Here is a 15,021-nt window from a genome sequence, read left to right on the forward strand (position 1 = left end):
TCGATGCCCGTCTCAGAAAAGCCCTGGCAGCCACATGGAGAAGCCGGGCACGTAGGTCACGAGGAGCAGGGCCCCCAGGATTGCCAGGTAGAATGGCCAGATCGTGCGGACGGCGTCCTCGATCCGTACCTTGCCGACCGCGCAGCCGACGAACAGGCAGGTACCCACCGGCGGCGTACACAGGCCAAGGCCGAGATTGATCAGCAGCATGATGCCGAAATGCTCCGGCGCCATGCCCAGGCTCTTGGCGATCGGCAGGAAGATCGGCGTGCAGATCAGGATCAGCGCCGCCATGTCCATGATCATGCCGAGCAGCAGCAGGATCACGTTGATCATCAGCAAGATGACGTATTTGTTGTCCGAGATCGTGACCAGCAGGTCGCTGAGCTTGGCCGGCACCTGGTAGAGAGCCAGCAGATAGGCGAAGGAACTGGCGAAGGCGATGAGGATCATCACCATGGCGGTCGTGCGCACCGAAGAGGTGACGGCGGTGACGAAGCCCTTCCAACTCAGGCTGCGGTAGTAAAAAGTGGTCAGAAGCAGCGCGTAGATGGCGCCGAAAGCGCCGGATTCGGTGACGGTGAAGACTCCCGAAAGCGTGCCGCCGACAATAATGACGGCGGTGACAAGCCCGGGCAATGCATCGAGCGCGGTACGCGCCAGTTCAGCGCCGCCGGGAAACGGCTCGGCAGGGTATTTGTGCTTCACCGCGAGGACGTAGGCGGCTACCGCGAGGCACAGGCACATCAGGATGCCCGGCACCACGCCGGCCAGGAACAGCTTGGAAATCGAAATGCCGCCTCCGGCCGCGACCGCGAAAATGATCATGTTGTGGCTGGGCGGAATGACGATGCCGGCGATCGACGACGTCACCGTCACGTTCACGGCGTATTCGGGCCGGTAGCCGCGCTCCTTCATCACCGGAATCAGAAGCGATCCGAGCGCCGAGATGTCGGCGATGGCCGAGCCGGATATGCCGCCGAAAAGCATGCTGGAGAAGATGTTGACCATCGCCAGCCCGCCCTTGATGTGGCCGACCAGCGCCGCGGCAAAGCGCACCAGACGCGCGGCGATGCCGCCATGCAGCATGATCTCGCCAGCAAAGACGAAGAACGGGATGGCGAGAAGCGAAAACACCGTGACGCCGGCCATCGCCCGCTGAAACGTCATCAGGGTCGGAAAACCTTCGTAAAAGAAAGCGGAAGCCGCGGCGATGCCCATGGCGAAGGCGACGGGCATGCCGACAACCACGCCAATGGCGAATATTCCCAGCAGGATTGCGAGACCCATGATCAGCGCCCCTCGTCGGTCGCGGCCCGATCGGATCGGGGAAATGTGAGTATCTGCAGAATGGCGCGCGTGCCGGCAAACAGCACGATCAGCCCGCCGCAGAGTACTTCCGACAGCGTGCGGAAACTCAGGGGAATGTTGAGCATCGGCAGAAGCGTGTCCCAGCCAAAACGCATCAGGTCGATTCCGGCGAGAAACATCACCGCGCCGAAGCCCGCCAGTACGAGATCGACGGCAATCGTCACGGCCGCGCGGGCCGGCTCGCCCAGCGCGTCCCGGAACATGGTGACACCGAGATGACTGTCTTCGTGGATGCCGGCGGCCGCGCCGAGAAAGGCAATGTAGCCGACCAGCACGAGGGCGAGCTGTTCCACCCATGTCGGCGTGACGTTCAGCACGTAGCGGCCGAAGACCAGCCAGCCGAACGTGACGATCAGCACCACCAGGGCGCAGGACGCGATGAAGATGCACGCGGCGCTGATCCTGGCAAGAACACCTTCGACGCGCGCAACAGTCGATGCGTGGGCGGACATCTACGGATCTTTCCCTTGTGAGATGTGCTTGGCGGCCCTGCCCTCGCGAGAAGGCCGGGCCGCCGGGCAATCCGTCAGTCAGCGTTGCGGATGAGATTGACGAGGTCGGTCAGACCGGGATTGGCCGCGAGAAACTGCTCGTAGACCGGGGCCATGGCGTCCTGGAACGGCGCCTTGTCGGCGACCTTGTTGACCTCGACACCGCCGGCGACAACCTTCTCCATGCTGGCCTTTTCACGTTCGGCCCAAAGCTTGCGCTGCAGGTCCGCGCTGGTGCGGCCGGCTTCCTTGACGATGGTCTGCTGCTCCGGCGTCAACTTGTCCCAGGCGGCCTTCGAAACGCACAGGCATTCCGGGATGATCAGGTGTTCGGTCAGCGAGTAGTATTTCGCCACTTCGTAGTGGTTGGTCGACTCGTAGGAAGGCGGGTTGTTCTCGGCGCCGTCGACCACATTGGTCTTCAGCGACTGAAACACTTCGGCAAACGCCATCGGCGTCGCGTTGCCGCCCATCGATTCGATCATGCCGACGAAGAGGTCGTTGTTCATAACGCGGACCTTCATGCCCTGGACGTCTTCGGGCGTGTTGATCGGCTTGATCGAGTTGTAGAACGAGCGGGCGCCGGCATCGTACCAGCCGACCGGGACCAGACCCTTGGCTTCCATGCCCTTGCCGATCGCCTCGCCGGCCTCGCCGTCCATCAGCTTGTACATCTGCGGAATGCTTTTGAAGATAAACGGCAGCGAAACGACGTTCGTCTCGGGGATCGTCTGCCCCATGGGGCCGAGGCTGAATTCGCCGAAATCGATGGCGCCGAGCCGGGTCTGCTCGATAGCGTCGGGCTGATCGCCAAGCACGCCGTTGTGGTAGACCTTGCCGGTGATCTCGCCGTTGGTCTTCTCGGCGATCTCCTTCATGAAGGATTCCATGGCGATGGAAACCGGATAGTCATCGACATGGATGTTCCAGCCGCGCCATTCCGTCGCGAGTGCGGGCGCCGCCGTCATGCCGAGGCTGGCCGTCACCACCAGCGCCTTGCAAAAATTCGATAGGGTCACAGGCATGCTCTCCTCCTATTTGTATATATTTGTAAGAATTTCCTTTTACCCATCTCCCAAATTTTTACAACTCAGAATCGGAAAATTCGGACTCTGGCCGTTGGGGCGCGCTCGCCGAGCGGCGACCACCTTGCTAGCCCACCCGCCGGTCATCCTCACCGAAATGCGAAGGGCGCCGGTTGGATTGCCCCGAAAAGGGGGAAGAGCCCATCTGAGAAGCTCGGCGGCCGATCAGGACACGGGTCACCGAGAGCCGACATCGACCGTTCTGTCGAGGGAAGAGGCAGCCGTCATCGTTGCCTTACGCCAGCACGCGCTGCTGCCGCCCGACGATTACCCAGGGTACACAACCAAGGAACACTGGATGACCTGGCGCGGAAGCTGCCATGACAACGCGCGGGCGCGGACAAGAGGCGCTGCAAGGCACCAGCGGAGACGGCTTGCTCTACGACTTCAAGAAATAGCGCTGCCGTCGACGCCAAGTCACAATGACAGAGGGCACGCGCTCGAGTGGCTCGTCAAGAAGTCTCAAACGTTAAGGGGCTGATACAAATCCGGAAAATGGCGGAGGAGGAGCGCTGCCGCCATTTACAGTGCTATGGTCAAATTCGTTTGCTAAGCTACAGCCGCTTGGTCACGAGAACTTTTAGGTTCGAGTCCTGACCGGGCAACAGGTTCCATCATCAGTTGCTGATCCCGCACATTCAGGCTGATTTCCAGGCGGCCGCTTTGCGTTCAATTTCCGATTTCATGCACTGTGTATAGCGAATGTTTTCATCGGCATCACAAGTTCGAATCCCCGCTCATTCCGCCATTATCCCATCAGCGTCAGCAAACGAGTGACCGCTTCGGCAACGAAGCAGGATGATGCCTCCCGACCGGACGCGATGACACTCTTATTGGGGGCCTCTTCTATTAAGGCCGTCTGCAGGAAAAACCCGATATTAACCTCAATTTCGCAACAGCAGAGGCAACGCCATGATCAACACCGCGAGGCGGAAGATATGGTGCGCCGCCACATAGGCGGGATCGTAACCGAGCGCCAGGGCCATGGCGCTCATGCCTTCCACGCCCCCCGGCGCGAACGCCACCCAGACCTGGCCGAACGGCAGATCGAGGAGATGGGCGGTGGCGAGGCTCATGAAGCCGGAGATACCGAGCGACAACGCCGTCACAGCGAGCCCCGCGCCCAACAGCTGTTTCAGTTCCGCGGGTGTGATCCCCGAAAAGCGCGACCCGATGACGGCCCCGGCGATGGAAAAGCCGAAGAAGGTCATGAAGACGTCCGGCCGCCCCTCCAGCAGACCCGCGCCGTGCCCCACGCCGCTCGCCAGAACGCCGGCCAGGAGGAAGGCCGCGGGCACGCGTATGCGTTCCAGGACAATTCCGATGACGAAGGAGCCGGCGATCAGAACGATGCTGGCCGGAATACCCAGTGGTGTGGCTTGATCAGGAAGGGGAACGGCCGCCGCGCCGCCGATCGAATCGATGAGCGCGACCACCGGGGGCAGGATGACGGTGATGATCAGAAGCCGAAGGCTCTGCAGGACGGCAATGACGCGCACGTCGCCACGGGATTTTTGTCCGTCCGTGGCGAGGGCGAGGGAGTACGACAGCGCGCCGGGCGAAGTGGCGAGGAGAGCCGTCGTGCGATCGGTGCTGAACAGCCGGGCAAGAAGAAGCGATCCGGCGAGCATGACCAAGGCGATGGTCAGCGTGAGAGCAGCGAGGCTGAGCGGGAAACGCTGCAGATCCGCAACGAAATTCGGCGTGATGCCGGCGCCGAGCGTGACGCCGATGGTGGTGAATCCGAGATTGCGGAGCCCGCCGGGCACGGAGGGTTTCAATCCCGACGCCGTCAGCGCCGTGACCGCGATCGTGCTCCCGACGAGGGCGCCGGCCGGCACGCCGACGAGGCTGAACAGGGCCCCGCCGAGGAGCGCGGCCCCGATGGCGAGGAACGCTGGGCGAGATCCGATCGTCATGCGGGTGCGTCTGGCGATTCCGCTTCGCTTGGCGCCCGGCTCTGGCGGCGGCGTCCCAAAACGATCGGTACGATCACAACCAGTGCCGCGAGGATGTAGAGGACGATCGAATTGCCGGACTGGAGGAGGATGGCATAGTCTCCCGCCGAGATCGAAAGCGCGCGCCGGAGGTTGTCCTCAAAAAGTCCGCCGAGCACGAAGCCGAGAATGACCGGAGCCAGCGAGAACTTCATCTTGCGCAGCAACCAGCCGAACACCCCGAGTCCGATGATCATGTAGAGATCATGCGGATTGGAGACCACCGAATAGACACCGATAAAGGCAAGCACCGCGATCATCGGAGTCAGGAACTGCTGCGGAATGGTCAGCATCCGGGCGAAGAGACCGACGAGCGGCAGGTTGATCACGAGCAGCGCGATGTTGCCGATATACATGGACGCGATCAGACCCCAGGCGATCTCGGGGCGCTGCGTGAACATCATCGGGCCGGGGGTGACGTTGAAGAGCAGGAGCGCGCCGAGAAGGATGGCCGTGGTGCCGGAACCGGGAATGCCCAGCGTCAACATCGGCACCATCGCGCCGCCCGCTGCGGCGTTGTTGGCTGATTCGGGCGCCGCGAGACCGCGCGGATCGCCCGTGCCGAAGCCTTCGGAATTGGGCGCCATGCGCTTTTCCGTGCCATAGGCGACGGCCGAGGCGACCGAGGCCCCGGTGCCCGGCAGGATGCCGATGAAAAACCCGATAACCGAGCCGCGCAGGATCGTCCATTTGCAGTAGCTGAGATCTTTTAGTGAAACGAAGCTCTTGTCGATCTTCAACGCCTTCAGCGTGCCGGAAGCCTGCTGTTCGACGAGATAAATCAGTTCGGCCATGCCGAACAGTCCGATCACCACGACCAGAAAGTCGATTCCCGCCAGGATGTCGGGGATACCGAAGGTGTAGCGGGCGACTCCGGTATTCGCGTCGATGCCGATCGAGGCGAGCATCAGTCCGATGGTCGCACCGAGAAGCGTCTTGATCGGGTTACTGCCGACGAGCGAGGCGAGCGAGGCGAAGGCGAAGACCATCAGCGCGACATAGTCCGACGGGGAGAAGGTAACCGCGAAGCCGGCGAGAAGAGGGCCGAAGAGGCTCATCAAGATCACCGAGAAGGTGCCGCCGATGAAGGACGCCACGGCCGAAAGCGACAATGCCCGTCCCGCTTCGCCCTTCTTGGCCATGGGGTTGCCGTCGAGCGTCGTCATCACCGCGCCGGCATCGCCGGGCACGTTGAGCAGGATCGAGGAGATGCGTCCGCCATATTCGGCCCCGTAATAGATGCCGGCGAGCAGGATCAGTGCCGATTCGGGAGGCAGGCCGAGGCCGTAGGCAATCGGCAGAAGGATCGCCACCCCGTTGATCGGTCCGATACCCGGCAGCGCGCCGATCAGCGTTCCCGCGAAGCAGCCGCCAAGGACGAGGAAGAGGTTGAAGGGGCTCAGCGCGACGGTGAAGCCGGTGGCGAGACCGGAGATGACGGCGTCCATTACGGCCTCAGAGGATCGAGTTCAGGATGCCCGCGGGCAGGTTCAGTTCCAGCGGGCCGGTGCAGAGGAAGTAACCGACGATGCTGGTCACGGCGCTGAACAGGAGCGCGGAGAAGAGCTTGGAGCCGAGCATCAGCGACAGGCCGGCGCAAAAGAGGAACGTCGACAGAATGAAGCCGAGCGGCTCGTACAGCCAGGCGTAAAGACTCAGCATGATGACGAGCGCTCCCAGACGCAGCCAGGTGGGGCCGGCGATGCCAAGCCGATCGACCTCTGGCCGAAGGGCCAGCGGAACGAGACAGGCGATCGCGACGACACCAAGAATCCGCGGCCAGCTTTCTGGGCCGAGCGGATCGTACTGGAAGGGTGCTTTGATGACGGTGAATGCGATGAAGGTGTAACCGATCGCGATCAACAGCAGCACGCCCGAAAAGAGCCGGTCGGCCATGGGACCCTCTTGCCTTACAGGATGCGGAAGGGTGGGCATTCGGCGATCGGGCGGCGGACAGGTTTCGGCCCGCCGCCCGCTCGGAGACGCCCCTATTCGATGAGGCCTGCTTCCTTGGCGATACCGCGCATGCGGCCGACGCGGTCAAGCATGTCGGCGTTCATTTCCTCGCCGCTCATCTTCAACGGAAGGAGCCCCTTCTCCTTGACCATTTCGTTCCAGCCGTTGGCCGCATAGGCCTTCTGAAAATGATCGGCCCAGGCATTGTAGGCCTCGTCGGACACGTCCTTGCCCATGTAGAAGCCGCGGACGATCGGCCACTCGGCGTCGTATCCCTGCTCCTTGGCGGTGGGGAGTTCGGCGAAGGGCTCTTCCAGGCGCTCGGGGCTCATCACCGCGAGAATGCGCATCTGTCCCGTCTCCAGATGCGGGACCATTTCGCCGACGTCGCCCATATAGACCTGGATGGATCCTCCAAGCAGACCGGCGATGGCATCGCCGCCGCCATCGAAGGCGACGTAGCGCATCTTCTTCGGGTCGATTTCCTTGGAGCGAAGCAGGATCGCGGCCTTCATCCAATCTTGCGAACCGACCGAACCGCCAGCTCCGATGACGAGCGAAGACACGTCTTCCTCGGCGGCCTTCATCAGATCGTCGAGCGTCTGGAAGGGGCTGTCCCCCCTGACCACCACGGCGCCGTAGTCGGTCCCGGCCGTGGCCAGGAACCGGACGTCCTTTTCCGTCCACTCGCCGTACTTGCCGGTCGCCATGTTCAGGAGCGAGCCGGAGGAGAAGGCGACGATGGCGTTCGGATCGTCCGTCCGCGTGGTGTTGAAGAGATTGATGGCGACGGCGCCGATGCCGCCTGGCATGAAGGTCACGGCGACGGGCGTGTCGAACTGATCCTTCAGCCCGGTCTGCGCGACGCGGCAGGTCAGGTCGAACCCGCCGCCCGGTTTGGCCGGAGCGACGCATTCCGGCTTTTCGATCGGGGACTGCGCGAATGCCGACCCGCCAAGGATTGTTGCGGCGACGAGCGCCGATGCGAAACTCTTGAACATCATGATGGATCCTCCCTGTCCACGCTGGGAGCAGCGCGCATGGACTGTCTGGCCTCATTGCTGGGCGTTCGACATGCGGTTGAAATGAATGATGGTGCCCGAAAGCGCCCTCTCTCCCGTCTCTCTTGTAACCGGGCAGGCTGACACGGTCTTGACCTGTCGCTGACACGAAGCTGACACCGGTCGATTTGGACCGCTGTCACACCCGTCGGTGGTGTCACAAGCCGGGCGGCGATGATAATTGAGTCCGCATGCGTATCCTGCTCGTCGAAGACAACGCCGATCTTGCCGAAGCCCTGCTGGACCGGTTCCGCGGGGAGGGCCATGCCGTCGATCTGGAGACGGACGGGAATGACGCGGCCGCGCTCCTGACGCATGCGGGCTTCGATCTCGTCATTCTCGACATCAACCTGCCGGGCATGGACGGCTACAACGTGTTGCGCGCCATGCGCACGCGCGGCGACACCACGCCGGTTCTGATCTTGACCGCGCGCTCCGAGATCGACGATCGCATCGTCGGACTCGACGTCGGTGCCGACGACTACATCGTCAAACCCGTGGACTTCAGGGAGCTCGCCGCCCGCTGCCGCGCGCTGACGAGGCGCCACAGTGGCGAGGCCACGAACCGCTTCGTGTGCGGGGCGTTCGAGTTCGACCGGGCGGCACGCCGCGCCATGCTGAACAATGTCGATCTGGAACTGCGTCAGCGCGAGGTGCAGATGTTGGAGGTCTTTCTGGGCTCGCTCGACCGGGTGATGACAAAGGAGGAGGTGGCCGATCGGGTCTACCGGTTCGACGAGGCGCCAAGCCTCAACGCTGTCGAACAAACGCTCACCCGCCTTCGCCGCAAACTGGAAGGTTCGCCCCTGTCCATCCGCACCATCCGTGGGCTTGGCTATATCGCTAATGTCCAGGACCGTTGAGAATGGCCGCCCCTATTCGCTGCGACGGCGGCTGACGATTGGCGTCGGTTTCTTTCTCGGCTTGATCCTCTTGCTTCTGTCCGCCGCCTTGTGGAGCTATGCACGCGCCGCGGCCAATCAGACCTACGATCTGCTTCTCAGCGGCGCGGCGATCACCATACTGGAGCGAATCGCCATTACACCGACGGGGATCGAGGTCGATCTCGCTCCGGCGGCGCTCGACATCCTGTCCCTGGCCGAGTCGGATCGCGTCTTTTACCGCATCCTCGACGGCGAGGGCCGAACCCTTACGGGCTCGGACGACCTGCCGCCGCCGCCACTCGAGCGGGATGAGCGGGCGACTTTCTACGACGATGTCTACAGCGGGGAGCCCGTCCGCTTCGTCGTGCGCGGGCGCAACCTGATAGGTCTTGAGCACCCGCAATGGGTGGGCGTTCAGATCGGCCAGACGCGACTGGCCCGCGACGAACTGCAGATGGATTTTTTCCTCCGCGGCATGATTCCCCTCGCCGGGCTTGCGCTGGCTTCGCTCGTCTTCGTCCGGCTCGGCATCGGCCTCGCCATGCGGCCGCTCTTGGGGCTCGAACGCGACATTCAGGCGCGCAAGCCTTCCGATCTTGCCGGAATCAAATTCGCGCCGCCGCGTGAAGTGGAAGGTCTGATTCACGCGATCAACGGGTTTATGCGCCGGCTCGATCAGAGCAAGGATAACGCCCAGACATTCATCGCCGACGTGTCCCATCAACTTCGCACGTCGCTTTCGGCGCTACAAAGCCAAATCCAGCTCGCCCGAGAGGCGCCCACCGCTCGGATCGCCGGCGAGAGGCTGACGAGAGCCGAGGAGCAAGCCGACCGCACCATCCGCCTGACCAACCAGCTACTGTCGCACGCCATGGTGCTCCATCGCGCCGACGCCCTCGAACACCAGTCGGTCGACCTCATCGACGTCATCCGGAACCTGATCGAGGAAGTCTTGCGCGGCAACCGGGCGCATTCGGCGGAGTTCGGCGTGGACAGCGAGGCGCTCCAGAACCGGCCGGCCGTTATTGACGGGGATCCGATCGCCCTGCGTGAGGCGCTGCGCAATCTGGTTGACAACGCATTGCGGCACGGCCCCGAAAACAATTCGATTCAGTTTACCCTGGCTCCGGCGCGGATCGGGACGCGTCCCGCCCTGCGGATCGCGGTCATCGATAGCGGCCCGGGAATTCCGGCCAATGAACGCGCGCGCGTCACCGAGCGGTTCTATTCGCGCGGCCACAAGGGTGGTTCGGGCCTCGGCCTTGCCATTGTGGCGGCGGTCGCAACGAGCCATGGGGGCCGGCTCGAACTCAGCGAGGCGCCAGGCGGCGGTCTGTGCGCTACCTTCGTCGTGCCCACCTCCTCGATGGTCAGGCAGGGAGACGGTTCACCTTGAGACAATTTCGCCGCCTCTTTCGCACGACATTGATTCTGATCGCTCTTGCCGGGAGTTGCGAGGGATCGGCTTGGGCCGCAACAACGCTCCGCATCTGGAGTGCAACCGACACCGCCGCCATGACCGATCTGATCGATCGCTTCGAGGCCACTCATTCGACGATCGACATCGACTACCGCGAGTTCAACACCGCCGAATTGCACGCGGCTGTACTAGATGGCGGTGACGATGCGCCTGACGTCGTCATTTCATCGGCGATGGATCTTCAGGTCGATCTCGTCAATCGCGGCCTAGCCATCGCGGCGCGCGACATGCCGGAGCTACCGCAATGGTCGACCTGGCGCGGCGAACTGTTCGGGTTCACGGCCGAGCCGGTCGCCGTCGTCTACAACAAGCGCACATTCGAGGATCGCCCCCTGCCCCGGACCCGATCGGAACTGGCCAGTATGATACGCGACGATGCCGCTTTCTTCGCTCGGCGCATCGGTACCTACGATATCCGCCAGTCCGGCGTCGGCTATCTGCTGGCTACTCAGGACGCGCAGCGCGGCTATCAGTTTTCTCGCCTTGTGGAGTCATTCGGCCGCGCCTTCGCGCGAACCTTTTGCTGCACGAGCGACATGATCGACGCCGTCGCGGAGGACGAGCTTTCGCTCGCCTACAACGTCATTGGGTCCTATGCCTACGAACGCGTCGCGGCCGATCCAAGGCTCGGAATTCTTCTCTTCGACGATTATGCACTGATCTTTTCTCGATCCGCCTTCATTCCGAAAAGCGCCTCCAACCGGGAGGCGGCTGAAGCCTTCATTCGCTATCTCTTGTCGCCCAACGGTCAGGCGACGATGCGCTCGGCGTCTCCGTTGCTTCCCCTCGATCTTCCAGAGAACCCGGATGGCAAGGACTGGCGACCCGAATTCGTTCGGAACAAGCCGCTGGTTCCGATCCGCATGGGGCTCGGCCTCCTCACTTGGCTCGACGCGCTCAAGCGCCAGTCCTTCATCTCCGAGTGGGCGAAATCCATCGCCGGCCCGACGCCGCCGTAGTCTCCTCGCCATGCAACTGGAGCGGGCGGATCCTTCGCCAATTGCCGGCGCCCGATCAACCCGATCGTGCCTTTCGGGTGTCGTCACTTCGAGAACGTCAACGCCGGCGGCTTGCACGGAGCAGACCAGCGCCGTAGCTGCCGGTCGATTCAATGCCGATGCGCTGAAGGTCTTCGAGTGAGCGCATGTGTGCAGCGAGCATGCGGAGCGTGAAGGCTGACAGATCGTGGAGTGCTATACCGACGCCGCAATCTCCGGCGCCAGCATGATCCTTCGACCGGGGATAAAGACGCTCCTCACGGATGCTCAGGATGCCCACGAAGGACACAAAGGGCGGTCTCGCATGGAAGACAGCGCGGATCGATTGCGCGCGAACACCCGTGAGATAAAGGAAGAATGGTAGCGGAGGAGGGACTTGAACCCCCGACACGCGGATTATGATTCCGCTGCTCTAACCAGCTGAGCTACTCCGCCATCTCACGGTGAGACGACCACTTCGGGTCGGCGGGGATATAGGAGGCGCGGGCGATGGCTGTCAATGGTCGCAGATGCGTCCGCTCCGGCTGATTTGGCCCTCGCCGGCGAAATCGTCGCAACCCGCCATCAAGTCGCGACCCGCTCGCCGTCGGCAAGGAACGCGCCGGTGTCCATCGCGGTCGCTCGCGCAGCTTATTGCGTCGGCCGACATCGCGGGACTGCCTCTTCCCCTTCATCCCTCGCCGGCACCGAGACCCGCAAGGATCGGCCTCTGACGCCGATCCTTGCGGCGAGGCCGCCGCTTCGCTAGGTCCGGTGCGACATCATCAGGAGAGAGCGCATCATGTACCCACGAATTGCGGTCGTCGGTTGCGGACAATGGGGCCAGAACCACATCCGGACCCTCGCCGAACTCGGCGCGCTCGCGGGGGCGGCCGATCGCCACGAGGACCGCGCGGAGGCCTTCGCAAAGCGCTACGACGTCAAGGCGCTGACCCCCGAGGCGGCGATCGCGGCGTCCGACATCGACGCGCTCGTCCTGGCGCTCCCGGCGGCCGCCCACGGGCCCATGGCGCGCGCGGCCTTCGCGGCGGGCAAGGACGTCCTCATCGAAAAGCCGATCGCGCTCGATCCGGCCGACGCGGAAAAAACCGCCGCGGCGGCGCGCGCGGCCGGACGCTTGTTGATGGTCGGACACGTGGTCCGCTTTCACCCGGTGTTCCAGCGGCTGTGCGAGATCGTCGCAGAAGGGCGGATCGGCACGGTCAGGCACATGATTTCGAACCGGATGGGTCTGGGGCGGTTTCCCAGCATGGATGCCGTGTGGGATCTCGCGCCGCACGATCTGTCGCTGGTCCTCCGCCTGGCCAACGGGTATCCCGAGCGGGTGATCTGTCATCGCCGCACGGTGCTCAGCGACACAACCGACATTGCCGACATCATGCTGGAATTTTCCGGCGGAATCGGCGCCGAGATTCACGTCTCGCGGGTCTCGCCCTATCGCGACCGTCGCTTCTCGGTGATCGGGACCGAGGGAATGCTGACCTTCGACGATCTGGCTCCCGAAGGCGAAAAACTGGCGCTCTACGCCCACAAGGTCCGGCGAGCCGGCGCGACATTCGACTTCGACAACGCACCCGCGGAATTTCTTTCGACCGAACCGGGCTTGCCGCTCGATCGCGAACTGCGGCACTTCCTCGACTGCATCATGACCCGAACCGAGCCGGAAACGGGCGCCAGCGAAGCGGTCGAAACCGTCCGGATCCTGTCGCTGGCCGCGCCGCTTTCGTCGCCGGACCCGGCGGACTGATACCGGCCAGCAGTGCGGCAACAGGAACGATCGTCGCGAAAAAATGACGCGTCCGGGCGCCTTATCCGGCCACCGCGACTGTTCGGGGCGTATTGGCCAAAGGCGCCGGCTGAACCGCCTCGGCGATGATGCCGCCGCCCAGCACCTCGGCGCCGGCCCCCTCGCCCGCATAGAAGACACAGGCCTGACCCGGCGCGACGCCATCCTCGCCTTCGACCAGTTCGACCTGCCAGTCAGCATCATCGCCAACGATCAGCGCCGATGCCGGCGGGCGCGTCGAGCGCAACTTGACGAAGACCTCGCGCCTCGCAGTCGCATAGGCGCCGGGCGCCTCGCGTCCGAGCCAATTGACGTCGCGCAAACGCAGCCGACGCGTCGCAAGCGCCTTGCGCGGCCCGACGATCACGCGCGCGGTCGAAGGCTCCAGCGCGACCACGTAAAGCGGCTCGCCGGCGGCAATGCCGATGCCTCGCCGCTGACCGATCGTGTAATGCAGGATGCCCGCGTGCCGGCCGAGCAGCCGCCCGTCGACATGGACGATATCGCCCGCCTCGCCCGCCTCGGGCCGCAGCCGCTGGATGACGTCGCTGTAGCGGCCCTTGGTGACGAAGCAGATATCCTGGCTGTCCGGCTTGGCGGCGATCGCCAGACCATGCTTGTCGGCGAGCGCCCGGGTCTCCGGCTTGGTTAGGCGTCCAAGCGGAAAGCGCAGGAAATCGAGCTGGGCCCGGGTCGTCCCGTAGAGGAAATAGCTCTGGTCGCGATCAAGATCGCGCGGTCGGTAAAGGCTGCGATGGCCACCATTGGGACGGCTGTCAATATAATGGCCGGTCGCCAAGGCGTCGGCGCCCAAATCCCTCGCCGTGGCGAGAAGATCGCGGAATTTGACGGTCTGGTTGCAGGCGACGCACGGGATCGGCGTTTCACCGGCCAGATAGCTGTCGGCGAAGGGATCGATCACCGCCGCGCGGAACCGGTCCTCGTAGTCGAGCACGTAATGATGGATGCCGAGCGTCTCGGCGACCCGGCGGGCGTCGTGGATGTCCTGGCCGGCACAACACGAACCGGCGCGGCGGGCGCCCTCGCCCGCGTCATAGAGCTGCAAGGTAATGCCGACGACGTCGTAGCCTTCCTCGTGCAGGATGGCGGCGACGACCGACGAGTCCACCCCGCCGGACATGGCGACGACCACTCGCGTTTCGGCGGGCGGCTTCGGAAGATCGAGGCTGTTCATCATCGGCGCCTCCTGCGGCGTCTCGGCGGGTCAGACGGCAAGGATCCGCTTCTAACGGCCCGGCACCGAAAAGCAAAATCCGCGCGGCTCGCGCTTCCGCCAATCAGGACGGGGCGGACACCGCACCCGGGCACAGGTAGGCGCCCCGCACAAGCGTCGCAAGTCACGCTCGGCCGCAGACGATCTCAAAAGGCCGGCCGAGCCGACGATTGGGCACCGGCCCGAAGATTACCCGCCGGTCGCCACTCGCTTCAAACTCTTATCGAAACCTTACGGGAAGCTTGACGCTTTTTTTAGAAGCACGGCGCTAGGGTGAGGTTCGATTAGGTCTTTGAGTTTTGTAGAGAGTACAATGACCGATCAGGTTAGACCCCGCGTGAAGTACGTCATCGGCCCGGACGGCAGCCCGTTGACGATTGCAGACCTGCCGCCCACCAATACCCGACGATGGGTCATCCGCCGCAAGGCGGAGGTCGTCGCGGCGGTTCGCGGCGGGCTTCTCAGCCTCGACGAGGCCTGCTCGCGCTACACGCTGACGGTCGAGGAATTCCTCTCCTGGCAGATGTCCATCGACCAGCACGGTCTGGCTGGCTTGCGGACGACACAGATCCAGGAATATCGCAAGAAGGTGGACCTGCACTGAACAGGGACTCCCCCGTTCTTCGAGCGTCTGAGGAGACCGGCCCTGCCGGCTCGAAAGCGATTGAAAGCCCCCGG

Annotated in this window: 13 protein-coding genes, 1 tRNA gene and 1 pseudogene; 5 read left to right on the forward strand and 10 right to left on the reverse strand. The window is 63.6% G+C overall.

Annotated features, from left to right (window positions below):
• Nucleotides 1–12: 12 nt before the first annotated feature.
• The 7 genes from MJ956_RS12120 to MJ956_RS12155 form a co-directional block, all read right to left on the reverse strand.
• The gene (locus tag MJ956_RS12120) at nucleotides 13–1,290 is read right to left on the reverse strand and encodes a TRAP transporter large permease (protein WP_253964718.1); all 1,278 of its coding nucleotides are present in this window, start codon (nucleotides 1,288–1,290) and stop codon (nucleotides 13–15) included.
• Between the two features lie 2 nt (nucleotides 1,291–1,292).
• Entirely contained in the window at nucleotides 1,293–1,823 is a 531-nt protein-coding gene (locus tag MJ956_RS12125; protein WP_253964719.1) for a TRAP transporter small permease, read from the reverse strand.
• A 74-nt stretch (nucleotides 1,824–1,897) separates the two neighbouring features.
• Nucleotides 1,898–2,887: a TRAP transporter substrate-binding protein gene (locus tag MJ956_RS12130; RefSeq protein WP_253964720.1), complete on the reverse strand. Its 990-nt coding sequence runs from the start codon at nucleotides 2,885–2,887 to the stop codon at nucleotides 1,898–1,900.
• A gap of 944 nt (nucleotides 2,888–3,831) precedes the next feature.
• Nucleotides 3,832–4,866 (reverse strand): AbrB family transcriptional regulator, encoded by a 1,035-nt coding sequence (locus MJ956_RS12140; RefSeq protein WP_253964721.1) that lies wholly within the window; start codon nucleotides 4,864–4,866, stop codon nucleotides 3,832–3,834.
• A complete protein-coding gene (locus MJ956_RS12145; RefSeq protein WP_253964722.1) occupies nucleotides 4,863–6,392 on the reverse strand; it encodes a tripartite tricarboxylate transporter permease in 1,530 nt (509 codons plus the stop codon). The genes MJ956_RS12140 and MJ956_RS12145 overlap by 4 nt, the downstream gene beginning before the upstream one ends.
• Nucleotides 6,393–6,399: 7 nt before the next feature.
• On the reverse strand, nucleotides 6,400–6,840 hold the full coding sequence (locus MJ956_RS12150; protein ID WP_253964723.1) for a tripartite tricarboxylate transporter TctB family protein: 441 nt from the start codon (nucleotides 6,838–6,840) through the stop codon (nucleotides 6,400–6,402).
• 92 nt (nucleotides 6,841–6,932) lie between these two features.
• The gene (locus tag MJ956_RS12155) at nucleotides 6,933–7,904 is read right to left on the reverse strand and encodes a Bug family tripartite tricarboxylate transporter substrate binding protein (RefSeq protein ID WP_253964724.1); all 972 of its coding nucleotides are present in this window, start codon (nucleotides 7,902–7,904) and stop codon (nucleotides 6,933–6,935) included.
• Nucleotides 7,905–8,152: 248 nt separating this feature from the next.
• Between MJ956_RS12155 and MJ956_RS12160 the strand changes: the two genes are divergently transcribed.
• From MJ956_RS12160 to MJ956_RS12170, 3 genes are read left to right on the forward strand one after another with little or no spacing between them, the layout of a single operon-like run.
• A complete protein-coding gene (locus MJ956_RS12160; protein ID WP_253964725.1) occupies nucleotides 8,153–8,824 on the forward strand; it encodes a response regulator transcription factor in 672 nt (223 codons plus the stop codon).
• Nucleotides 8,808–10,241 (forward strand): sensor histidine kinase, encoded by a 1,434-nt coding sequence (locus tag MJ956_RS12165; RefSeq protein ID WP_253964726.1) that lies wholly within the window; start codon nucleotides 8,808–8,810, stop codon nucleotides 10,239–10,241. Before MJ956_RS12160 ends, MJ956_RS12165 begins: the two co-directional genes overlap by 17 nt.
• On the forward strand, nucleotides 10,181–11,284 hold the full coding sequence (locus MJ956_RS12170) for an ABC transporter substrate-binding protein (RefSeq protein ID WP_341482725.1): 1,104 nt from the start codon (nucleotides 10,181–10,183) through the stop codon (nucleotides 11,282–11,284). Before MJ956_RS12165 ends, MJ956_RS12170 begins: the two co-directional genes overlap by 61 nt.
• 60 nt (nucleotides 11,285–11,344) lie before the next feature.
• Here the strand turns inward: MJ956_RS12170 and MJ956_RS12175 are convergent.
• Both MJ956_RS12175 and MJ956_RS12180 read right to left on the reverse strand, forming a co-directional pair.
• A pseudogene (locus MJ956_RS12175) lies at nucleotides 11,345–11,489 on the reverse strand (IS110 family transposase); the annotation flags it as partial.
• Nucleotides 11,490–11,681: 192 nt separating this feature from the next.
• A tRNA-Met gene (locus MJ956_RS12180) sits at nucleotides 11,682–11,758 on the reverse strand.
• Between the two features lie 346 nt (nucleotides 11,759–12,104).
• On the opposite strand from MJ956_RS12180, the gene MJ956_RS12185 reads away from it, so the two are divergent.
• On the forward strand, nucleotides 12,105–13,070 hold the full coding sequence (locus tag MJ956_RS12185; protein ID WP_253964728.1) for a Gfo/Idh/MocA family protein: 966 nt from the start codon (nucleotides 12,105–12,107) through the stop codon (nucleotides 13,068–13,070).
• Nucleotides 13,071–13,131: 61 nt separating this feature from the next.
• Here the strand turns inward: MJ956_RS12185 and mnmA are convergent, their stop codons facing one another.
• Entirely contained in the window at nucleotides 13,132–14,307 is a 1,176-nt protein-coding gene (mnmA, locus tag MJ956_RS12190) for a tRNA 2-thiouridine(34) synthase MnmA (protein WP_253964729.1), read from the reverse strand.
• Nucleotides 14,308–14,656: 349 nt separating this feature from the next.
• On the opposite strand from mnmA, the gene sciP reads away from it, so the two are divergent.
• Nucleotides 14,657–14,947: a CtrA inhibitor SciP gene (gene sciP / locus MJ956_RS12195; RefSeq protein WP_206455261.1), complete on the forward strand. Its 291-nt coding sequence runs from the start codon at nucleotides 14,657–14,659 to the stop codon at nucleotides 14,945–14,947.
• The last annotated feature ends 74 nt before the right edge of the window (nucleotides 14,948–15,021 follow it).

The organism is Aurantimonas marianensis (assembly GCF_024195285.1).
In the GTDB taxonomy this organism is placed as follows: domain Bacteria; phylum Pseudomonadota; class Alphaproteobacteria; order Rhizobiales; family Rhizobiaceae; genus Aurantimonas; species Aurantimonas marianensis.